The sequence below is a fragment of the Qipengyuania citrea genome (assembly GCF_024171405.1).
In the GTDB taxonomy this organism is placed as follows: Bacteria; Pseudomonadota; Alphaproteobacteria; order Sphingomonadales; family Sphingomonadaceae; genus Qipengyuania; species Qipengyuania profunda.
In genome coordinates this window covers 72,579-93,936 of record NZ_JALJZT010000003.1, presented here as the reverse complement: position 1 = coordinate 93,936, position 21,358 = coordinate 72,579, and the positions used below count along the sequence as shown (strand labels likewise).

The 21,358-nt window shown below is 64.7% G+C and carries 23 protein-coding genes; 14 read left to right on the top strand and 9 right to left on the bottom strand.

Annotated features, from left to right (window positions below; all coding sequences use genetic code 11):
• The first annotated feature begins 176 nt into the window (after positions 1 to 176).
• Positions 177 to 1,085 (top strand): OmpA family protein, encoded by a 909-nt coding sequence (locus J2S32_RS15480; RefSeq protein WP_253523362.1) that lies wholly within the window; start codon positions 177 to 179, stop codon positions 1,083 to 1,085.
• Between the two features lie 55 nt (positions 1,086 to 1,140).
• Here J2S32_RS15480 and J2S32_RS15475 read toward each other — a convergent pair whose 3' ends face one another.
• From J2S32_RS15475 to J2S32_RS15455, 5 genes are all read right to left on the bottom strand, one after another.
• Positions 1,141 to 1,899 (bottom strand): siderophore-interacting protein, encoded by a 759-nt coding sequence (locus tag J2S32_RS15475; RefSeq protein WP_253523359.1) that lies wholly within the window; start codon positions 1,897 to 1,899, stop codon positions 1,141 to 1,143.
• A 122-nt stretch (positions 1,900 to 2,021) separates the two neighbouring features.
• Positions 2,022 to 2,567, bottom strand: a complete 546-nt coding sequence (locus J2S32_RS15470; protein WP_253523356.1) for a hypothetical protein — start codon at positions 2,565 to 2,567, stop codon at positions 2,022 to 2,024.
• Between the two features lie 79 nt (positions 2,568 to 2,646).
• A complete protein-coding gene (locus J2S32_RS15465; protein ID WP_253523354.1) occupies positions 2,647 to 3,387 on the bottom strand; it encodes an isocitrate lyase/PEP mutase family protein in 741 nt (246 codons plus the stop codon).
• Positions 3,384 to 4,412: a bifunctional DNA-binding transcriptional regulator/O6-methylguanine-DNA methyltransferase Ada gene (gene ada / locus J2S32_RS15460; RefSeq protein WP_253523352.1), complete on the bottom strand. Its 1,029-nt coding sequence runs from the start codon at positions 4,410 to 4,412 to the stop codon at positions 3,384 to 3,386. The genes J2S32_RS15465 and ada overlap by 4 nt, the downstream gene beginning before the upstream one ends.
• The gene (locus J2S32_RS15455) at positions 4,405 to 4,890 is read right to left on the bottom strand and encodes a DUF1203 domain-containing protein (protein WP_253523350.1); all 486 of its coding nucleotides are present in this window, start codon (positions 4,888 to 4,890) and stop codon (positions 4,405 to 4,407) included. The genes ada and J2S32_RS15455 overlap by 8 nt, the downstream gene beginning before the upstream one ends.
• A 103-nt stretch (positions 4,891 to 4,993) precedes the next feature.
• On the opposite strand from J2S32_RS15455, the gene J2S32_RS15450 reads away from it, so the two are divergent.
• Complete coding sequence (locus tag J2S32_RS15450) at positions 4,994 to 6,535, top strand: S1 family peptidase (protein WP_253523348.1); 1,542 nt, start codon at positions 4,994 to 4,996, stop codon at positions 6,533 to 6,535.
• On the opposite strand, the gene J2S32_RS15445 is transcribed toward J2S32_RS15450, so the two are convergent.
• Positions 6,532 to 7,362 carry a TauD/TfdA dioxygenase family protein gene (locus tag J2S32_RS15445; protein ID WP_253523346.1) on the bottom strand — a complete coding sequence of 277 codons (831 nt, stop codon included), beginning with the start codon at positions 7,360 to 7,362 and terminating at the stop codon, positions 6,532 to 6,534. The genes J2S32_RS15450 and J2S32_RS15445 overlap by 4 nt on opposite strands.
• 206 nt (positions 7,363 to 7,568) lie before the next feature.
• Between J2S32_RS15445 and J2S32_RS15440 the strand changes: the two genes are divergently transcribed.
• From J2S32_RS15440 to J2S32_RS15395, 10 genes are all read left to right on the top strand, one after another.
• Positions 7,569 to 8,123 (top strand): F0F1 ATP synthase subunit delta, encoded by a 555-nt coding sequence (locus tag J2S32_RS15440; protein ID WP_253523344.1) that lies wholly within the window; start codon positions 7,569 to 7,571, stop codon positions 8,121 to 8,123.
• Between the two features lie 12 nt (positions 8,124 to 8,135).
• Positions 8,136 to 9,665: a F0F1 ATP synthase subunit alpha gene (atpA, locus tag J2S32_RS15435; protein WP_253523342.1), complete on the top strand. Its 1,530-nt coding sequence runs from the start codon at positions 8,136 to 8,138 to the stop codon at positions 9,663 to 9,665.
• Positions 9,666 to 9,672: 7 nt separating this feature from the next.
• Positions 9,673 to 9,966 carry a putative quinol monooxygenase gene (locus tag J2S32_RS15430; protein ID WP_253523340.1) on the top strand — a complete coding sequence of 98 codons (294 nt, stop codon included), beginning with the start codon at positions 9,673 to 9,675 and terminating at the stop codon, positions 9,964 to 9,966.
• Between the two features lie 6 nt (positions 9,967 to 9,972).
• Positions 9,973 to 10,848: a F0F1 ATP synthase subunit gamma gene (locus J2S32_RS15425; protein ID WP_253523338.1), complete on the top strand. Its 876-nt coding sequence runs from the start codon at positions 9,973 to 9,975 to the stop codon at positions 10,846 to 10,848.
• 9 nt (positions 10,849 to 10,857) lie between these two features.
• Entirely contained in the window at positions 10,858 to 11,193 is a 336-nt protein-coding gene (locus tag J2S32_RS15420; protein ID WP_253523336.1) for a hypothetical protein, read from the top strand.
• Positions 11,194 to 11,225: 32 nt separating this feature from the next.
• The gene (gene atpD / locus J2S32_RS15415) at positions 11,226 to 12,683 is read left to right on the top strand and encodes a F0F1 ATP synthase subunit beta (protein ID WP_253523334.1); all 1,458 of its coding nucleotides are present in this window, start codon (positions 11,226 to 11,228) and stop codon (positions 12,681 to 12,683) included.
• Positions 12,684 to 12,745: 62 nt separating this feature from the next.
• Complete coding sequence (locus J2S32_RS15410) at positions 12,746 to 13,228, top strand: hypothetical protein (RefSeq protein WP_253523332.1); 483 nt, start codon at positions 12,746 to 12,748, stop codon at positions 13,226 to 13,228.
• A 1-nt stretch (position 13,229) separates the two neighbouring features.
• Positions 13,230 to 13,487, top strand: coding sequence for an ATP synthase F1 subunit epsilon (locus J2S32_RS15405; RefSeq protein ID WP_253523330.1), 258 nt, complete (start codon positions 13,230 to 13,232; stop codon positions 13,485 to 13,487).
• Between the two features lie 161 nt (positions 13,488 to 13,648).
• On the top strand, positions 13,649 to 15,136 hold the full coding sequence (locus J2S32_RS15400; RefSeq protein WP_253523328.1) for an ArnT family glycosyltransferase: 1,488 nt from the start codon (positions 13,649 to 13,651) through the stop codon (positions 15,134 to 15,136).
• 97 nt (positions 15,137 to 15,233) lie between these two features.
• Positions 15,234 to 17,351 (top strand): prolyl oligopeptidase family serine peptidase, encoded by a 2,118-nt coding sequence (locus tag J2S32_RS15395; RefSeq protein WP_367398994.1) that lies wholly within the window; start codon positions 15,234 to 15,236, stop codon positions 17,349 to 17,351.
• Here J2S32_RS15395 and J2S32_RS15390 read toward each other — a convergent pair whose 3' ends face one another.
• The 3 genes from J2S32_RS15390 to glmU are packed head-to-tail and all read right to left on the bottom strand — an operon-like array spanning position 17,352 to position 19,571.
• Positions 17,352 to 17,603 carry an HNH endonuclease gene (locus J2S32_RS15390; RefSeq protein ID WP_253523432.1) on the bottom strand — a complete coding sequence of 84 codons (252 nt, stop codon included), beginning with the start codon at positions 17,601 to 17,603 and terminating at the stop codon, positions 17,352 to 17,354.
• 7 nt (positions 17,604 to 17,610) lie between these two features.
• A complete protein-coding gene (locus J2S32_RS15385; protein ID WP_253523326.1) occupies positions 17,611 to 18,216 on the bottom strand; it encodes a hypothetical protein in 606 nt (201 codons plus the stop codon).
• Positions 18,213 to 19,571: a bifunctional UDP-N-acetylglucosamine diphosphorylase/glucosamine-1-phosphate N-acetyltransferase GlmU gene (glmU, locus tag J2S32_RS15380; protein WP_253523323.1), complete on the bottom strand. Its 1,359-nt coding sequence runs from the start codon at positions 19,569 to 19,571 to the stop codon at positions 18,213 to 18,215. Before glmU ends, J2S32_RS15385 begins: the two co-directional genes overlap by 4 nt.
• Positions 19,572 to 19,632: 61 nt before the next feature.
• Between glmU and J2S32_RS15375 the strand changes: the two genes are divergently transcribed.
• Both J2S32_RS15375 and J2S32_RS15370 read left to right on the top strand, forming a co-directional pair.
• A complete protein-coding gene (locus tag J2S32_RS15375) occupies positions 19,633 to 20,304 on the top strand; it encodes an HAD hydrolase-like protein (RefSeq protein ID WP_253523320.1) in 672 nt (223 codons plus the stop codon).
• Positions 20,305 to 20,420: 116 nt separating this feature from the next.
• The gene (locus tag J2S32_RS15370) at positions 20,421 to 21,350 is read left to right on the top strand and encodes an SDR family NAD(P)-dependent oxidoreductase (protein ID WP_253523317.1); all 930 of its coding nucleotides are present in this window, start codon (positions 20,421 to 20,423) and stop codon (positions 21,348 to 21,350) included.
• Positions 21,351 to 21,358 lie beyond the last annotated feature (8 nt).

Below are 21,358 nucleotides of genomic sequence, written 5' to 3'. Positions count from 1 at the left end.
TTCATTTGCGAGACAGGCTGCGGGCAACACCAGCCCCCGCCTGCGGCCCCGCGCCGCTCGACCAAGCCGTTACCGAATGAAGGGGGCTGATTGACCGCACAGGCGCAATTGGGGAGAAAGCGGCATTCCACATCCGCTCGACGGCCCGTGTCGGTTCGAATTGAAGGAGTATGAATATGATTGCCTTATCCAAGAGTTCGAAGACAGTCGCAGCGCTCGCCGCGCTCGCCCTCCCCCTCGCCGCCGGTGCGCAGGCGCAGGAACTCGATCCGCAGGGCAGTGTACGAAGCGAAGGCGAACCGATGACTGTCGTGGGCACCACGCCCAGCGACCTGACCGGCATGCCCGAAGGCCCCGAATTCGAAGGCGTGATCTCGGCGCGCCAGGATAACAAGATCCAGGTCACCAGCGCCGATGGCATGCGCACAGTCGTAGCTATCAGCCCGGCGACCGAAATCCGCAGCAGCGGCGGCTTCCTCGGTCTCGACAAGGACCAGCTTTCGCCTGCCGACCTGCTCAATGGCCTGCCGGTCGATGTCGAGACGGTCGAATGGGCCGATCGCGGGCTGATCGCCACCAAGATCGCGCTCAAGAGCAAGCATCTCGAAACCGCGCGGATGATTCACAGCGGCACCGACCAGCGCTTTACCGCCAATGAAGCCGCGACCGAGGCGCTGCGCGGCCGCGTCGCGAATATCGACCAGTACAATATCAAGGGCACGACCAACGTCTATTTCGACACGGCCAAGTACAATCTGTCGCAGCAGGCGCGTTACGAGCTGTGCCAGGCCGCGGCGCAGGCCAAGAGTACCGACAACGCGCTGCTGCTGGTGGTCGGCTACACCGATTCGACCGGCGACTATGAATACAACCAGGAGCTGAGCGAGAAGCGCGCCTCGCGCGTGGTCAACTTCCTCCAGCAGGAATGCGACTGGGCACCTTACCGGATGCTGACCCCGACCGGCATGGCCGAGGCCGACCCGGCGGCGGACAACACCACCGAACAGGGCAAGGCGCAGAACCGCCGCGTGGCGGTCAACATCCTCGTCAGCAAGAGTGTCGACGGGATGAACTCGGGCCTCTGATCGGGCTGCGAATTCGGATCATGCGGGGCGGGCCTTGGGTCCGCCCCGGTTTGATTCAGGCGGGCTGCGCGGCGGCGTCCTGCTGTTTGGCGAGCTTATGCTCGTCCTCGATCATGCCGTGTTTCCAATAGCTGGAAAGGTAGAGATCGGCGGGCGCGAGCGCGAGTTCGCCGCGCAGATATTCGCGCAGCCGCTTCATTGCGGAAAATTCGCACGCTGCCCATGCGGCGAGCGCGCCTTCGGGCCGCGCGGCATTGCGCAATGCATCGACCAGCAGCGCGGGCCGCTGCCCCGGCTCGGAATTGACCAGCCAGGCGATCTCGACACCCTCGGGCGCAGCGATGTCCTGCCGGTCGCGTTCGTCCTGGATCTCGATCGCGGCGAACCCGCGCGCATCGGCCGGCAATGCTTCGAGATTGACCCCAATCGCCGGCAGCGCAGTCATGTCGCCCGCCACGAGATAGAAATCGCGCCCTTGCGGCAGCGGCTTGGGCAGGCCCGGACCGCCCACCTCGATCGTGTCGCCGGGGGTGGCCGACAGCGCCCAGCGGGTCGCCGGGCCCGCAGCCTCGCCGCCGTGCAGGGCGAAATCGATCGCGATCGCATCCTCGGCCTGGTGGCGGATGGTATAGGTGCGGACCACCGGCTTGCCGCCCGCGGTGGCCGGGGCCAGCATGAGCTTGACGTAGCCGCCTGCGAAATCGGGCGGAAACCCCGCCAGGCCCGGACCACCGAGTGATACCCGGATCATCGAGGGCGAAAGGGACTGGCGCGAGAGGACGGTAAGCGTCCGCGGGGAAGGTCTGGTGCTCATGACCTCCAGTTAATGCGAATCATTCGCAAAACAAGGAGTGCAACCGTTGGCGCGTCCCTTTTCTTATTCGACAGACCTACTCACCCGAACCAGATTGTTTCTATCGAATTTCAGAAAGTTTTCTATGAAAACGTCAAATAGAATAAAATTCCTGCGATTACGAAAAGCGTAATCAATAATAAGGAAAGTATGAGTCTTACCGACCTATACCATACCTCGCCTTTCCTAACCCTATCCCACTCGCACTTCAGAACCTTCTTCGTTTTATTTGTTAGCTCCCTTTCTAGTCTCAATATTTCTTCCCTAGAGAATTCTTCAGAATCGGAGTACTTTTCAATTTCGTCGATTACTGATAGTAACTCTTGAGAGGGAGTTTCCCTCTCGTTTAACCTCAATCGAATGCGGAATAGCGCAGTGTTGGCGCTAAGAACGGCGAGATCGTTATCCTTCTTATCTTCCTTTCCATCAGCGCCACGAACTGTGATTCGTAGTGATTGGAGTGCGTTTGCAAGCAGCAACGCCACCTCACTTCGCAAGCTATCTATCCATGCCTGACGAAACTCCGATACTTTCGCTTCTTTTGAGACGACAAGACTCAGCAAACCAACCAAAGCAGCAATGGATGCGGCGATTACCGTCGCAAGCGGCGCGTATAGTGAGTCATTCATCAGGTAAGGATGATCTAACCAATGTAATTAGTCGACCCTTAAGGGCCACAATCATCGAAAGGTGAGCCTCTCCCGCGCTCTAGCGAAAAGCGTCTCTCGCCGCTTCGGTCAATACGGCCATCACATCGCGCCACGGGCCATGACCATAGCTGATCCGCGCGACGCCCAGCGCGGCCAGTTCGGCAGTCGTACCGCGGCCCGGCGCCCACAAGACGTTGACCGGCAGCGGCGAGGCCTCGCAGATCGCGCGGATCGTCGCATGGTCGCCGAGGAAGGGAACGAACAGGCTGCGCGCGCCCGCTTCGGCAAAAGCAGCGGCGCGCGTCAGCACGTCTTCGACCAGCGCGGGCGTGTAGTCCTTGGGATCGCGTCGGAGATAGACGTCGGTGCGCGCATTGACGTGAATGCCGGTGGCGGCCGCGGCAGCAACCCGCTCCGCCGCCTGCGCAACGGGGAGCAGCCCGGTTTCGCCGGGCATGCGGTCCTCCATATTGATCCCGCTCGCGCCCGCATCGTGCGCCTTGCCCACCGATGTTCCGACTGCGACGGGGGTATCGCCATAGCCGGCCTCCATGTCGATGCTCACCGGCAGGTCGGTGACCGAAAGGATGCGGGTGAGGTTTTCGAGCGCGATCTCGAGCGGGAGCGTCTCCCCATCGCTGAACCCGTTGGCCTCGGCCACACCCCAGCTGCCCGTCGCGATGGCTTTCGCCCCCGCCCCAGCCACCGCGCGGGCGCTGCCGGCGTCCCAGATATTGTACAGCACCAGCGGATCGCCCGGTACATGCAGCGCGGTGAATGCGTCGATCCCGTCCATCATTTCGTCTCCCGTTCGAGCAATTCGCGCTTGATGTCCTGGCCATAGGCATAGCCGCCCAGATCGCCGCCCTTGCGCACGACGCGGTGGCAGGGGATCAGCACCGCGACATTGTTGCGCGCATTGGCGCTGCCCGCGGCGCGCACCGCCTTGGGATTGCCCGCGGCCGCGGCGATTTCGGCATAGGTGCGCGTTTCGCCCGGCGGGATCGCGCGCAAGGCTTCCCAGCACGCTTCCTGGAAAGCGGTGCCCTTCACGTCGAGCGGGATATGCGCGAAATCGCCCGGCGCCTCGACGCTGGCGACGACGTCGGCAAGCAGTTTCCCGAACGCCGCGCCGCCCTCGACCAGATCGGCCTTGGGGAAGCGGCGGCGCAATTCGCTCTCGTCTTCGCCGAAGGACAGGCGGCACACACCCTTGTCGGTCGCCGCCACCAGCATCGCTCCCATCGTGGTGTCCACCACCGCCCAGCGGATTGTCGCCCCCGCCCCGCCATTCGCCCATGCACTTGCCGTCATGCCCAGCCGTCCTTTCGTATTCTCGTAAAAGCGCGAGGCCGAGCCGTAGCCCGCCTCGTAGATCGCGCCGGTCACGCTGTCGCCGCCCGACAGCGCATCGCGCGCGCGTTGCTCGCGCAAGGCGCGGGCATAGGCGGCGGGCGAAAGACCGATCGCGCGTTTGAACACCCGCTGGAAATGCGCGGGCGAATAGCCGGTCAGCTGCGCCAGCGCGGCGAGCGAGGGCGTATCTTCGGCCTGGCGGATCTCGTCTATCGCCGCCAGCACCGCCGCCTCGTCGCGCCCGACATCGTCGGGCAGGCACCTCTTGCAGGCGCGCAAGCCCGCACTCCGCGCCTGCGCGCCATCGACATAGAAGCGCACATTGCCGCGATCGGGATGCCGCGCGGCGCAGGACGGGCGGCAATAGATGCCCGTCGTCAGCACGCCGGTCACGAAGCGCCCGTCGAAACTGCGATCGCGCCGCTTGACCGCCGCCCAGGCGGTATCGTCGGAGATGGCATCACTCATGGTCGGCCCCATCATAGCGCTCGATCCGCGCCGCGAAACAGCCATGCATCGCATTATGCGCATCGACATAGGCGACCCTGTCATCGGTCAGCAGTGCGCGGACGACCCGGTCGACATCGTCCTGCAGCGCGAGCGAGGCAGTATGGAGGCAGCCGCCGGCATCGTATCCGCGCAGCGCAATCGGCCGCCCGCGCAGGATAGGCGGCATTTCGTCGATATAGTCCGCCGCTTCGCGCGCGTCCTTGCGCACATAGATCGCGAAGGCGTTGCGATAGGGAGTATCAACCGCGTGGTTGGTATAGTGGGTGAGCACCAGTTCATCGCCCGGGTCCGCATCGCGCAGGCTGACCCGGCACGGATAGCGCCCCTCCTCCCCCGCGATTACCTTGTGCGTGAGCGAGTGGGCGAGCGCCGTTTCGTCGCTGGCGAAAAACCGGGCGAACTGGCCGGGCTCGAGGCCCTGGATCCGATAGGTCATCAATGGCTCCTTGCTGAACTCTCCGGAGCCTTCTGCCCGCGCCGCGGCGGGCGGGCATCCCGCGGCTTGCGGTCAAAGCGAATGATCGTCACAAGACGGCCCGATGGGACGCATTCCAACCTTTCTCGCCGCGCTGCTGGTGCTGCTCGTACCGGTGCTGGCGCAGGCCGAGCCTGCGGATATCGATGCCGCCGCGCGCGGCGTGGTGCGCGTGATCATCATCGGCGAGGATGGCGAGGAACTGGTCCCGATCAGCCACGGCACCGGCTTTGCCGTCGCGAGCGACCAGGTGGTGACCAATGCGCATGTGCTGCGCGATGCCCTGCGCGACGATGCGCTGCGCATCGGCATCATCCCCAGCGGCGGCGGCGAGGCGGTCTATGGCCAGCCGATCGCGGTCAGCCCGCGCAACGACCTGGCGCTGATCCGCATCACCGGTGCCTTGCGGCTGCCCCCGCTGGTGCTGGCCGGCGGCGTCCCGCCCGACAGCGGTGAAGTGACCAGCGTCGGCTATCCGATGAATGTCGACCGCGCGCAGGGACTCGACCTGAGCGATATTTTCCGCAGTCAGCCGCCGGTCAAGAGCCGCGGCTATGTCTCGGGCGCGCGGCCCAGCCGCCAGTTCGACACCATCCTCCACACCGCCCCGATCGCGCGGGGCAATTCGGGCGGCCCGCTGCTCGACCCATGCGGGCGCGTGGTCGGGGTCAACAGCTTCGGCGCAGACAATGACGGCGGCGATGCCGAATTCTTCTTCGCGGTCTCCAATCGCGAACTCCTGCCCTTCCTGCGTGCCAATGGCGTCGAACCGCGCGTCAACGGCAGCACCTGCCGATCGATGGCCGATCTCGATGAGGCCGAGCGCGAGCGCCTGCAGCGCGAACAGATGGCCGCGCGCGCCGATATGGCGCAGCGCTCCGAAGTGCAGCGGACCAAGCGCGAGCGCGCGCTGCTCGAGGCCGAACAGGGGGTGATCGTCGAGCGCGAGGACCGCGTGTTCCTCGCCTTCGTGCTGCTGCTGGTCGCCTTCGGCCTCGGCCAATGGGCGCTGACGCTATGGCGCGCCGAGCCGCGCGACGAAAAGCGGCTGCGGCTGGTCGGCGGGGCGACGCTAGTGGTCGTGCTGGTGGCGCTGGCCGCCTATCTCACCCGTCCCGGCCTCGACGAGATCGACCGCCGCGTGGCTGCCGCGATGGCCGATGGCGCGGGCGATCCGGCAAGCGGCGACACCCCCGCATCGGGCGCGGCGGCGCTGCTGTGTACGCTCGTGCCCGAACGCAGCCGCGTGACCAGCGCCAAGGTGGAGGATATCGAGTTCGACTGGACCGCAGACGGCTGCGTCAACACGCGCACGCAATACGGCTTTGCCGGGGGCAGCTGGAGCCGGGTCTTCGTCCCCAATTCGGAAGACGCGGTGTCGGTCAACAGCTTCGACCCCGACCGGCGCATCTTCCGCACCGAACGCTACCTCCTCCCGCGCGGTGCGATGAGCGAAGCGCGGGAGGCACGCGGTAAATATTCCGCGCCCGAATGCGGCAGCGACCAGGCCGCCGCGCAGCTGGGCGAGCTGCAGAGCGAAGTGCTGGCCCAGCTTCCGCGTGAAGCGAACGAGCGGCTGGTCTACGAATGTAACGCGCGCAATTAGGCCGCCAGCGGTTCGCCGGTCAGCGTGATGCGGTGCATTTCGCGCGCGTGGCCCTGGTAATCGTTCATCGCCAGGTGCCAGGTGGTGCGGTTGTCCCAGATCGCGACCGATCCCGGTTCCCACGCCACGCGGCAGGTATTCTCGGCCGCGGTCGCCGCATCGCACAATCGCTGGAGCAGCGGCAGGCTTTCCTCGCATGACTTGCCGACGATATGCATGGTGAAAGCGCTGTTCACATAAAGCAGCTTGCGCCCGGTCTGCGGGTGGCGGATCACGATCGGGTGCGTCGCGCCGGTCTTGAGCGCCTGACCGCGCAGGTCGCTGCCCATGTCAGTTTTGGCGTAGAGACCGCCTTCGTCATAGATATGGTCGGCGGTATGGAACGCCTCGAGCCCCTCGATCTCGGCCTTGAGGTCGTCGGGCAGCGCGTCATAGGCTTCGCCCATATGCGCCCATAGCGTGTCGCCGCCGCTGGGCGGCAGCGTCCGCGCGACGAGGATCGAGCCCATCGCGGGCACCTGGTCGTAGGAATGGTCGGTATGCCACCCGCCGCCGATATTGGTGACCTGGTCGGCGCGTTTGCGGACCACGGCAATCTCGGGGTGTTCGTCGGTCAGCGGGAAGTAATTGTTGATGTCGATCCCGCCCCAGCGCTGGGCGAAAGCGATATGCGCTTCCGGCGTGAAATCGTCCTGACCGCGAAACAGCGCGACACCGTGCGTGTATATCGCCTGCTTGATCGCGGTGAGCGTATCGCCCTCCGCCTCGGCCAGATTCACATCCTCGACTTCGACCCCGCATTTGGGGGCCAGTGGCACCACTCTCATCGCTCTCTCCCGCGTGACTGGTTGCGTTATGCCACTTAACTTACGCCGCTTGCCGCCAGAGTCCAGCACCCCGGCCCGGAGTCGGCTTGCCATTGCGAGGGGGCTTTGCTAGGCGCGCGCCGACCTTGCCGGGGTGACTCTCGTTCGCCCACGACCGGCTTGGATCGCACAGACTTTTCTTCCGGACCCGAGAGGACCTCAAGCGCGTGGATATTTCCGCCGGTATTCAGGCTAGCCTGGCAGGGCGTTACGCTTCGGCCCTGTTCGACCTCGCTAGCGAAAACGGAACCGTGACCGCGGTCGAATCGGACCTCGACAAGATCGAGGCCGCGCTCGCCGAATCGGCCGAGCTCGCCGCAGTCACGACCAACCCCAAGGTCTCGCGCAGCGATGCGAAAAAGGCGCTGTGGGGCGTTTCGGCGATCCTCGGCCTGACCGAGCTGTCGCAGAACTTCCTCGGCGTGCTGGCGCAGAACCGCCGGCTGAACCAGCTGCCCAAAGTGATCGCCGCGTTCCGCGCGATCGCCGCCGCGCAGCGCGGTGAAGTCACTGCCCAAGTGACCAGCGCGCATGCGCTGACCGATGCGCAGCTGGCCGATCTCAAGGCCAAGCTGACCGCCCGCGAGGGCCGCACCGTCAAGCTTTCCACGAAGGTCGAGCCCGATCTGCTCGGCGGCCTCGTCGTCACCATCGGCTCGAAGCGCATCGACGCCTCGATCCGCACCCGTCTCAATTCGCTTTCGCAAGCCATGAAGGCTTAAAGGACACACATCATGGATATCCGCGCCGCAGAAATCTCCAAGGTCATCAAGGACCAGATCGCCAATTTCGGGACCGAAGCCGAAGTCAGCGAAGTCGGCACCGTGCTGTCGGTGGGTGACGGCATCGCCCGCATCCACGGCCTCGACAACGTGCAGGCCGGCGAGATGATCGAATTCGCCAACGGCGTTCAGGGCATGGCGCTGAACCTCGAAGCCGACAATGTCGGTGCGGTGATCTTCGGCTCGGACCAGGAAATCGGCGAAGGCGACAGCGTCAAGCGGACCAACACCATCGTCGACGTCCCCGTCGGCAAGGGCCTGCTCGGCCGCGTGGTCGATGCGCTCGGCAACCCGATCGACGGCAAGGGCCCGATCGAATCGACCGAACGCCGCCGCGTCGAAGTGAAGGCGCCGGGCATCATCCCGCGCGAATCGGTCAGCGAACCGGTGCAGTCGGGCCTCAAGGCCGTCGACGCACTCGTCCCCGTCGGCCGCGGCCAGCGCGAACTGATCATCGGCGACCGTCAGACCGGCAAGTCCGCCGTCGCGATCGACACCTTCATCAACCAGAAGGAAGCCAATGCGGGCGACGACGAAGGCAAGAAGCTTTACTGCATCTACGTCGCCGTCGGTCAGAAGCGCTCGACCGTCGCGCAGATCGTCAAGCAGCTCGAAGAAAACGGCGCGATGGAATATTCGATCGTCGTCGCCGCGACCGCTTCGGAGCCCGCTCCGCTGCAGTATCTCGCGCCCTACACCGGCTGCGCGATGGGCGAGTTCTTCCGCGACAACGGCATGCACGCCGTGATCGTGTATGACGACCTTTCCAAGCAGGCCGTCGCCTACCGCCAGATGTCGCTGCTGCTTCGCCGCCCGCCGGGCCGCGAAGCCTATCCGGGTGACGTGTTCTATCTCCACAGCCGTCTGCTCGAGCGCGCGGCGAAGATGAGCAAGGCCGAAGGCGGCGGTTCGCTGACCGCGCTGCCGATCATCGAAACGCAGGCAGGCGACGTGTCGGCCTACATCCCGACCAATGTGATCTCGATCACCGACGGCCAGATCTTCCTCGAAACCGACCTGTTCTACCAGGGCATCCGTCCGGCGATCAACGTCGGCCTGTCGGTCAGCCGCGTCGGCGGTGCCGCGCAGACCAAGGCGATGAAGAAGGTGTCGGGCTCGATGAAGCTCGACCTCGCGCAGTACCGTGAAATGGCGGCCTTCGCGCAGTTCGGCTCGGACCTCGATGCCGCCACGCAGAAGCTGCTCAACCGCGGTGCGCGCCTGACCGAGCTGCTCAAACAGCCGCAGTTCTCGCCGATGCCGTTCGAAGAGCAGACAGTGTCGATCTTCGCCGGCACCAATGGCTATATCGACAGCGTTCCGGTCGACCGCGTGACCGATTACGAAGCCCAGATGCTCAGCTTCATGCGGTCCGAACATGCCGACGTGCTTGAAGAAATCCGCACCACGGGCAAGTTCGAAGACGACACCAAGAACAAGGTCGTCGACGCGCTCAAGACCTTCGCGAAGCAGTTCGCCTGATCGCACGATGAGCTACACTGTCTTCGCCACCATCCGGGTCAAGTCGGAGCATATGGAGGCCGCTTGCCAAGCGGTGGCCGCCATCGTGCCGATGACCCGTGGCGAAGATGGGTGCATCGCGTTCGAGCCGCGCCGCGCCGCGGACGGTTCGAGCACGATCATGATTTTCGAAGAGTGGGCGGATCGCGATGCATTCGATTTCCATCACGCTCAGGAATACACCAAGGACGTCTTCGCTCGATACGAGAACTGGCTCGCTGGCGCGCCGGAACTCGTCGAAGTGAAGTCGCTGGAAGGCTGAACGAACATGGCTAGCCTCAAAGAACTCAAGGGCCGTATCAACTCGGTCAAGTCGACCCAGAAGATCACCAAGGCCAAGCAGATGGTCGCGGCTGCGAAGCTGCGCCGCGCGCAGGCCGCGGCAGAAGCTGCGCGTCCCTATGCCGAACGGCTGTCAGGCGTGATGGCATCGCTGGCCGGCAAGGTCAGCGGCGACAGCGCCCCGCGCCTGCTGCGCGGCACCGGATCGGACAAACGCCACCTGCTGGTGGTGGTCAACACCGACAAGGGCCTGTGCGGCGGTCTCAACGCCAACATCGTCAAGGCCGCCAAGGTCAAGGCGCGCGCGCTGATCGCCGAGGGCAAGGAAGTGCGCTTCTACCTCGTCGGCAAGAAGGGCCGCGCCCCGATCAAGCGCGACTATGCCGAGCGGATCGAAAATTGGTTCGACACTTCCGAAGTCCGCCAGCCGGGCTTCGAGGAAGCCGAAGCGATCGCCGACGATTTGATCGCGCGGTTCGAGCAGGGCGAATTCGATGTCGCCCATCTCGTCTACCCGATCTTCAAGTCGGCGCTGGCGCAGGACCCGACCGTCGACCAGCTGATCCCCGTCCCCTCGCCCGAAGGCGATACGGGAACCGCGGGCGATGCGGTGGTCGAATACGAACCGGGCGAGGAAGAAATCCTCGAGGAACTGCTCCCGCGTTACGTCAAGACGCAGCTGTTCGCTTCGCTGCTCGAACGCGAGGCGTCCGAACAGGGCGCGTCGATGACCGCAATGGACAATGCCACGCGCAATGCCGGCGACCTGATCAGCAAGCTGACCATCCAGTACAACCGCAGCCGCCAGGCCGCCATCACCACCGAGCTGATCGAGATCATCGCCGGTGCGGAAGCTCTCTAAGGACCCGATGTGAACAAGCTTGCCCTCCTCCTCCCCCTCGCGCTGCTGACTGCCTGCGGCGAAGAACCCGCCGCGCAGACCGCGCCCGAACAGGTCGTGACGCCCGAGCCGATCCAGACGCTGCCCGCGCCCGACCAGGCGCTGCTCACTGCGAAATACGCCGAAGCCTGCCCCGAAGACGAGGCAGTCAACACCGCGATTTGCAAGCGCGCCGGCATGGGTTCGCCCGATGTCGTGTGCGAATTCGGCCTCGGTGACGACGAATATCTTCGCAACAAGGCGACCCTTACTGCTGGCGAAGGCGAATGGGCCTTTGCCGATCCGGAAAATGTCTGCGTCGGCTAAGGCGCATTAAACCCCAAGTCAGGACATAGATCATGGCCACCGCACCCGTACTCAACCAATCGCCCAACGGCACCATCAGCCAGGTCATCGGCGCTGTCGTCGACGTGCAGTTCGAAGGTGAACTGCCCGCCATCCTGACCGCGCTCGAAACGAAGAACGGCGCCAACACGCTGGTCCTCGAAGTCGCGCAGCACCTCGGTGAAAACACCGTACGTACCATCGCGATGGACGCGACCGAAGGTCTCGTCCGTGGCCAGGAAGTCGTCAACACCGGCTCGCAGATCTCGGTCCCCGTCGGCCCGAAGACGCTTGGCCGCATCATGAACGTCATCGGCGAGCCGATCGACGAACGTGGCCCGGTCGGCGCCGACCAGACGATGCCGATCCACGCCGAAGCCCCGCTGTTCGTCGACCAGTCGACCGAAGCGGCCATCCTCGTCACCGGCATCAAGGTCATCGACCTGCTCGCGCCCTATGCGCGTGGCGGCAAGATCGGCCTGTTCGGCGGTGCCGGCGTCGGCAAGACCGTGCTGATCCAGGAACTGATCAACAACATCGCCAAGGGCCATGGCGGCGTGTCCGTCTTCGCCGGTGTCGGTGAGCGTACCCGCGAGGGTAACGACCTCTATCACGAATTCCTCGACGCCGGCGTTATCGCCAAGGACGCCGACGGTAATGCCATCTCCGAAGGTTCGAAGGTTGCGCTGGTGTTCGGCCAGATGAACGAACCGCCGGGCGCACGTGCCCGCGTCGCGCTGTCGGGTCTGACCATGGCGGAATATTTCCGCGACGTCGAAGGCCAGGACGTGCTGTTCTTCGTCGACAACATCTTCCGCTTCACGCAGGCGGGTTCGGAAGTGTCGGCGCTGCTCGGCCGTATTCCTTCGGCCGTGGGCTACCAGCCGACGCTGTCGACCGACATGGGCAATCTGCAGGAACGCATCACCTCGACCAACAAGGGTTCGATCACCTCGGTCCAGGCGATCTACGTTCCCGCCGACGACCTTACCGACCCGGCCCCGGCAACCTCCTTCGCCCACCTCGACGCGACCACCACGCTCAACCGTGCGATTTCGGAACTGGGTATCTACCCGGCCGTCGATCCGCTCGATTCGACCAGCCGCGTGCTCGAACCGCGCGTCGTCGGCGAAGAGCATTACAACACCGCCCGCCGGGTCCAGGAAACGCTGCAGAAGTACAAGAGCCTGCAGGACATCATCGCCATCCTGGGCATGGACGAGCTGTCGGAAGAAGATAAGCTGACCGTGGCCCGCGCGCGCAAGATCCAGAAGTTCCTGTCGCAGCCGTTCCACGTCGCCGAGGTGTTCACCAACATCCCCGGCCAGTTCGTGCAGCTCGAAGACACGGTCGCCTCGTTCAAGGCAGTCGTCGACGGCGAATACGATCACCTGCCCGAAGCCGCCTTCTACATGGTCGGCGGTATCGATCAGGCAGTCGAGAAGGCCAAGAAGCTGGCCGAGGACTCGTAAGCAGTTTGCTACGGAGACCTAGCCATTTTCTATGTGCGGCTGGAGGCGTGGCCTTAGGTATTATGGCCACGCCGTCGCATGCTGCTGATCTGGAAGAACTGGGTCGAGAAGCGGTGATTGAACTCTGTCCGAGGCTGATGGATATTGAGACACCGTTGGCCGAAGAAAGCCAGATTGTGTCGCGCGGGTATTCCTCGGAAGGAACACACGAACACGCCCGGGCTGGCACTGTTGATTACGTGTTTCGGCAAGCTGACGACGGTGAAATCCGGATCGGCAATTCTTGGGATGCCAATTTTTGTCAGGTGAGCGTGGATGGACCAGGCGCAAGGCGCGCCTTCGATGGAATGCTCGCGGATTACAGGCTAATTGATAATACGCTTTTTCCGGACCCGACTGCACCATCGCCGGATGAGCGCCTTGAATTGACCACGCTTCGCACTCCGGCCATCGATGAAGTTTATCTGGGGGTCCAGTTCTTCGACGCAAGCGCCATCGATGCGGGAGCACCTTTGATAATCCAGCAATACCTGCTTGAGGAATGACATGCCACTGCACTTCGAACTCGTAACTCCCGCCAAGCTGGTCCGCTCCGAAGACGTCCACATGGTCGTCGTACCCGGTGCGGAAGGCGAATTCGGCGTGCTCGAAGGCCACGCGCCCTTCATGTCGACGATCCGCGACGGATCGGTGCAGATCTACAAGACCGAAGGCGCCGCGCCCGAACTGGTCGAAGTCCGCGGCGGTTTCGCCGAGGTCGGCGAAAACGGCCTGACGGTCCTCGCCGAACACGTCGAGGGCTGAGGCTTTCGCCCCATACCGAACACGAAGGGCGGCCCTGCGGGGTCGCCCTTTTCGTTTGCGCGCCCTATCGCCTACCCCGCGTGGGTTAGGCTAAAGTTTACCACGCTGCGCCACAGAGCATGGCGACAGGTGGGGGCCAGCACGCCATGAAGGCGCAAATCGTGAAGTCCAGTGATCCGCAAACCGGTTTCCGGTCGCGCGCCGATGCGGTCAGCGTGGTCCTGCTCCTGACAGTCTGTGCGCTGGTGATCCGCCTGCCGTTCCTGGGCGATGCCAATGCCGATATCGACGAACAGCTCTATTCGCTGATCGGCAATGCCATGCTCGATGGCAAGCTGCCGTTCGTCGACCTATGGGACCGCAAGCCGGTCGGCCTGTTCCTGCTCTATGCGCTGGCGCATGCCATCGGGGGACCCTCGCCGCTGGCCTATCAGTTGTTCGCGACCGGTTTCGCTGTGCTCGGCGCCATGCTCACACGGCATCTGGCGCTGACGCTGGTCGACCGGACCGTCGCGATGGGAGCCGGTGTTCTTTATCTCATCCTGATGGCGCTCTACGGCCCGCATTCGGGCCAGACCGAGATTTTCCATGTCCCCGCCATGCTGGCGATGGCGATCCTCGTGCGCGATCCCAGCCATCCGCATGCGATCCGCCGCGCGCTTGCCGCCATGCTGATCGGCGGACTGGCGCTGCAGATCAAATATACCGTGGTGCCGCAATGCGCGTTCTTCGGCCTGTGGGCGCTGTGGGGCCAGTACGGGCGCGATCGGTCGCTTGTCCGGCTCGCCAGGCTGGGCGCCGCCTTTGCCGCTCTCGGGCTGCTGCCTACGGCGCTGGTCGGCCTGTCCTATCTCGCGATCGGCGAATGGGACGCCTTCTGGTTTGCGAATTTCGTCAGCTTCTTCGACCGGCTGCCCTCCCCCGCGGGGCGCTTCTCGGCGCACTGGCTGTACCAGCTCCCGCTTGTCGCCCTCGCGGGTCTGGGTGCCTATGCGGCGCTGCGGCGGATGGGTATCCCCACCGACCGACGCACCTACGCCTTCTATGCCGCCTGGCTGCTCGCCAGCCTTGCCACGGTATTCCTGCCCTCCACCGTCTATGCCTATTACTATGCCGCGCTGGTCCCGGCGACGATCCTGCTCGCGCTGCCGTTTCTCGACCGGCGCGGGCCGCTGCGGCTGGCGCCGATGCTGGCCGCGATCGCGATCTGCTTTTCGCTGCTCTATTACGGCACAAGGGTGGACGCGACGCAGCGTTCGCGCGCCGGCATGGCGCAGCTGGTGGCCACGATCAGCCCGCTGGTCGACGACCGCACGCGCTGCCTGTGGGTCTTCGACGGGCCCACCGCGCTCTACCGCGAAACGGGCAGCTGCCTGCCGACGCGGTTCATCTATCCCGACCACCTCAACAATGCGCTCGAACGCGATGCGCTCGGCATCCGGCAGATTGACGAGGTCCGCCGGATCCTGTCGCGCCCGCCGCCAGTGATCGTGACTGCGGACATTCCCTTCACCACGCAGAACGAGGAGGTGAAGGCGCTGGTGATGCAGACCGTGACGCGCGATTACGAACGCCGGTCGCATGCCCGAATCCATGCCCGCACGATCTCGGTCTGGGTGCTGCGCGACGGGTCTGCCGAAACCGACTGACGGGTCGCCGCCGGAAGGATTTCGCCAAAACGAGCCGCCCCCTTGCTCCTTCCTGTCGCCTTTGCGCATAAGGCGTCCAAGACTCAGGAGACAGCCCTTGAAACTCGTATCCGCGCTGGCCATTGCCGCTGCCATGACGCTTGCACCCCAAACGCCCGCCGCCGCGCAGGACGGCATCCCCGGTCCCGAGGACGACAGCTACATCTGGCTCGAGGAGGCGCGCAGCGATGAAGCGCTCGACTGGGTGCGCAGCGAGAACGAACGGACGATGGAGCTCATCGCTGGCGACCCGCGATTCGACGCGGTCAAGGCCGAGGCGCTGGCGATCTACGACAGCGAGGATCGCATTCCCTATGTGACGATCCGCCCCGACGGGCTGTATAATTTTTGGCAGGACAAGCAGAACCCGCGCGGGCTGGTCCGCCGCACCACGCTGGACAGCTACCGCACCGACGACCCGCAGTGGGAAACCGTGCTCGACGTCGATGCGCTGGCAGAAGCCGAAGGCCGCGAATGGGTCTACAAGGGCAGCACCTGCCTGCCGCCGCAGGAGCGCATGTGCATGATCGCGCTGAGTGACGGGGGTGAGGACGCCACCGTGCTGCGCGAGTTCGACATGGCCACCAAGAGCTTCGTCGAGGACGGCTTCCTCCTCGACCAGAAGAGCCAGGGCGGGATCGAATGGGTCGATGCCGATACGCTGCTGGTCAGCCGCGATTTCGGCGAAGGCACGCTGACCGAGAGCCAGTATCCGCGCACATCGCGCATCTGGAAACGCGGCACCGCGATCGAGGACGCGCAGGAAATCTGGCGCGGCGAGGAAGCCGACGTCTGGTCGAGCGCCACATTGCTGCGCGATCACACCGGCACCGCGCATGGCTATTACGCCTTCCGCGCGACCAGCTTCCACGAAACCGAATATTTCTGGCAGCATGAGGGCGAATGGCTGCGGCTCGACATGCCGCTCAAGGCCGCGCCCTACGGGCTGATCGATGGGCAATTGCTGTTCTCGACCGATGTCGATTGGGAAACGCAGGGCCAGACCTTCCCCGCCGATGCGCTGGTGTCGGTCGATCTCGAAGCGTTCAAGGCCGACCCGAACGGTGCGACCAAGACGCTCGTCTGGGCCCCCGAAGACAAGCAGACCAAGCAGGGTGCGGCGAATACCGCCGAAAGCCTCTATGTCAGCCTGCTCGACAACGTTCGCGGCCGCGTGCTCAAGTTCGACCATGTCGATGGCGCATGGGTTTCGAGCGAGATCGCACTGCCTGACAATTCGACCGTGGGCGTGCAGACCGCGTCGGAGAGTTCGGACGAGATCATGTATTCGGTGACCGATTTCCTCACGCCCTCAACGCTCTATTATTCGGACGGCAGCGCCGCGCCCGAGGTGATCAAGACCTCGCCCAGCTATTTCGATGCGACAGGCATGGAAGTCGAACAATACGAAGCGACCAGCGCCGACGGGACGAAGATCCCCTATTTCCTCGTCAAGCCCGAGGGCATGGTGATGGACGGGACCAATCCCACGCTGCTGACCGGCTATGGCGGCTTCCAGGTCCCGCGCCTGCCCTCCTACCTCGGTTCGATCGGCAAGATCTGGCTCGAGCGCGGCGGCGCCTATATCCTCGGCAATATGCGCGGCGGTGGCGAATTCGGCCCCGGCTGGCACCAGAGCGCGATCCGCGAGAACAAGCAGCGCACCTGGGACGATTTCCTCGCCATCGCCGAGGATGCGATCGCGCGCGGGATCACCAGCCCCGACCATCTCGGCATCCAGGGCGGCTCGCAGGGCGGATTGCTGGTGGGCACCGCCTTCACCCAGCGTCCCGACCTGTTCAACGCGGCGATCGTGCAAATCCCGCTGTTCGACATGCTGCGGTATCACGTGATCGGGCGCGGCGCGTCGTGGACGGGCGAATATGGCGATCCGCGCATCGACGAGCAGCGCGCCTGGATCGAGCCCTATTCACCCTATCAGAAGCTGCTCGAGGGCAAGGACTACCCCGCGCCCTTCTTCTGGGCCTCGACCGCCGATGACCGCACGCACCCGGCGCATGCGCGCAAGGGCGCCGCGCGGGTCAAGGAACTGGGGCAGGAGTATTACTACTTCGAGGACATGACCGGCGGCCATTCGGGCGGCGTCGACAACGAACAGCGCGCCAAGATCCAGGCGCTGCAGATGGTCTATCTGCTGCAGCGACTGGCGGACTGATCAGCGCGGCCTGCGCGTCGGGGCGTGGAAATCGGGCGGCTTGTCGGCCACCCATTCCACGAACCGCGCCAGCGCCTCATCGGCGAGCAATGCCTCGCGGTCCGCGCCGATCCGTGCCAGCTGCGCATTGGTGAAATTGGCGTGGATCGCGCGGTGGCAGATCGGGTGGAGCGGTACGGTCTCGCGCCCCTTCTTGGCCTTGGGCACGGGGTGATGCTGCTGGACCTTGCGCCCCAGCGCGCGCCCACACAGCCAGCAGCTATCGGGTTCGGCGGTCGGCGCGGTCGGTCTCCCAGCTAAACAGCTCGTCCGAGCGCGGGAAATGGGCTTCGGCCAGATCGTAGTCGATCGAGACGGTATCTGCATCGTCGCAGAGCTGGAGGCCGATCACCTTCTCGCCGTCGAGCACTATCGCGCCGTCGCTGATCGCGGGATTGTTCGGTTCTCCGGCGGCGAAATTGGTCCGGACCATGCGGCTGAAGACGATGTAGCGCGTGGCGCCGTTGGCAAAGGCAACCTGCGCCTCGCCCCCGCCCGAATAGGGCACGCTCGCCCAGCGACCGCCGCGCAGGACGAGTTCGGGGGTGCTTCCGCCGAAGCGGTATTCGGCGTCTCGCTCGCCCGTGCCGCAAATCGCGATCCGTTTGCCGCTGGCCACCTTGCAGGAAAATATCCGCTCTTCGTCGGGCGCGCATCCGACCGTCTTGCCAAGCGGACTGGTGGGAGCAGGTTCTGCGGCAGGCGAAAGTGCGGCCGCCGGGGCCACCACCGGCTTGCCGCGCTCTCGCGCCGGTCCAGCCTCGTTTTCCGCGGTCCCGCCCCCACAGGACGCGAGGAGCAAGGTGAAGACTGGCAGCGCTCTCACTTCTTCGCCGCCGCCTTCTTCTTTTTCATCGCGTCGTGGAAGCGGTCCGCCCAGCCGGGTTTGACCACCTGCTCGCCGCGCACCATGCGCAGATCGCCGTCGCCGACATCGCGGCTGACCGCGCTGCCCGCCGCCACGATCGCATCCGCCCCGATCCGCACGGGCGCGATCAGCGCGCTGTTCGATCCGATAAAGGCGCGGTCGCCGATCACCGTCCTGTGCTTGAAATAGCCATCGTAATTGCAGGTGATCGTCCCTGCCCCGATATTGGCCCCCGCGCCGACCTCGGCGTCGCCGAGATAGGTCAGGTGGCTGGCCTTGGCCCCCTCGCCCAGCGTGGCCTGCTTCATCTCGACGAAATTGCCGACGAAGCTGTCCTTTTCCATCACCGCGCCGGGGCGCAGGCGGGCATAGGGACCGACCGAGCACCCCTCGCCCACGCGCGCGCCCTCGAGATGGCTGAAGGCGCGGATCCGCGCGCCGCCTGCGACGGTGACACCAGGGCCGAACACGACATGCGGCTCCACCGTCACATCGGGCGCGAGCGCGGTGTCCCAGCTGAAGAACACCGTTTCGGGGGCTGTCAGCGTGACGCCGTCGGTCATCGCTTCCTCGCGTTTCAGCTCCTGCCATTGTGCCTCGGCGCGGGCGAGTTCGGCGCGGCTGTTGATCCCGGCGACCTCGCCCGCATCGGTCTCCACCACCTTGACCGTATCGCCGCGCGCAATCGCGCCGGTGGCGACATCGGGGAGGTAATATTCGCCTTGCGAATTGTCATTGCCGACCGCGTCGAGCAGCGGCCACATATCGTCCGAATGCGCCACGATCAGACCCGAGTTGCACAGGTCGCAGGCGCGTTCGTCCGCACTCGCATCCTTGAATTCGACCATTCTGGAAACCGTCCCATCGGCATTGGCGATGATGCGGCCATAGGCGAGCGGATCGGCCGGACGGAAGCCCAGCACCGCAACCTTCGCACCATCGTCGAGCGCCGCGATCAGCCGCTGTACCGTCTCGCCGCGAACCATGGGGCAATCGCCGAAGCACACGAGGATATGGCCGGAAAAGCCTTCGAGCGCTTCACGCGCCTGCAGCGCGGCGTGGGCAGTACCGAGCTGCGGCTCCTGCAATGCGGTGGCAACGTCGCGCCCTTCCAGCGCAGCGTCGAGTTGCTCGCGCTTGTCGCCTACCACCACGACCGTGCGCTTGAGATGGAGCTGGGCAAAGCTGTCGAGCAGGTGGAGCAGCATCGGCCGCCCGGCGATCGGATGCAGGACCTTATGCAGGTCGCTTTTCATGCGGGTTCCCTTGCCTGCAGCAAGGATGACGGCGGCGAATTCGCGGGAAGTGTTCATGGCGCCGAGCCTTGCCACCAATCGCTTGCAGTTTGAAGAACCTTCCGCCACCGCCGCTGCCATGACCGACTTGCCCTTCGCCATCATCGGTTTCGATCTCGACGGAACCTTGCTCGAAACCCACCGCGACCTTGGCGCGGCGGTCAATCACGCGCTGGACCTCGGCGGCTTCGCCCCGGTTCCGGCGGACCACGCCAGCGACCTGATCGGCGGCGGCGCGAAGATCATGCTGCAGCGCGCGGTAGACGAACAGGGCGGCCTGCCCGAGGATGAATTCCGCAGGCTCTACAAGGCCATGCTGGCCTATTATTCCGACAATAACGCGGTCCACACGCAGCCCTATCCGCATGCCCGTGAAACGCTCGCCCTGCTGCGCGAACGGGACATCGCGATGGTGGTGGTAACCAACAAGTTCGAAAGCTTCGCGCGGCAGATCCTGACCACGCTCGACCTCGCCGATCATTTCGCCGCGATCATCGGCGGCGATACCATGGGCAAGGGCAAGGCCAAGCCCGCGCCGGACCCGATCTTCGAAGCGCAGCGCCGCGGCGGCGGCGGCAGCCTCGCCTTTGTGGGCGATAGCTCGTATGACGTCGCCGCGGCGCGCGCGGCCCGCGTACCCGTGATCGGCGCGCGCTATGGGTATTGCGACAAACCGCGCGGCGAGCTGGGTGCCGATGCGGAGATCGAGTCGCTGGCGGAACTGGTTCCGGCGCTGGCCAGGCTGGGCTGAGCGTCCCGCCGCTACGGAACGGCGGCCCGCCATACCCAGTGTTGCAAGTGCGAAGCGAACATGCCACCCACGCGCCCAATTAACCTTTACGTAAACGACAAAGCAGGAGCAGCTCGATGAGCATCGATTTCAAGGACAAGGTAGCCATCGTAACCGGCGCAGGCGGCGGTCTGGGCCGTGAATACGCGCTCGAACTCGGCCGCCGCGGGGCCAAGGTCGTGGTCAACGATCTCGGCGGATCGCGCGACGGCACCGGCCATTCGGACATGGCGCTGCAGGTGGTCGAGGAAATCGAAAAGGCCGGCGGCGAAGCCATGTCGAACGGCGGTTCGGTCACCGAATTCGAGCAGATGGAAAAGATGGTAGCCGACGCCAAGCAGAAGTGGGGCGGCGTGCATGTCGTCATCAACAATGCCGGCGTGCTGCGCGACAAGACCTTCGCCAAGATGACGATGGACGATTTCGAATTCGTCGTCGACGTCCACCTCAACGGCTCGGCCAATGTCAGCAAGGCCGTGTGGGAAACCATGCGCGAGCAGGCCTATGGCCGCATCCTGATGACCGCCAGCTCGACCGGCCTGTTCGGCAATTTCGGCCAGGCCAATTACGGCGCGGCCAAGCTCGGCCTTGCTGGCCTGACCAAGACGCTCCAGCTCGAAGGCGCGAAGTACAACATCAAGGTCAACACGATCTCGCCGGTGGCGGGCACGCGGATGACCGAAGACCTCTTCCCCGAAGAAGCCTTCAAGCTGTTCGACCCGGTCAATGTGGTCCCGGCCGCGCTGTTCCTCGTCAGCGAAGATGCGCCGACCAACGCCATCGTCGGCGCGGGTGCGGGCGGCTTCCATAGCGCCTGGACCGTGATGAACGATGCGGTCTGGCTGAAGGATGAAGAGCGCACGGTCGAAGGCTTCGCCGCCAATTGGGACAAGATTAGCGAATTCTCGAACCTCAAGGCCCCGCAGTCGGGCAGCGAGCAGTCGGGCGCGATCCTGACCGCGATGCAGAAGGTTACCGGCACCGGCCCGGGCAGCGCGCGCGGCTGATCCGCAGC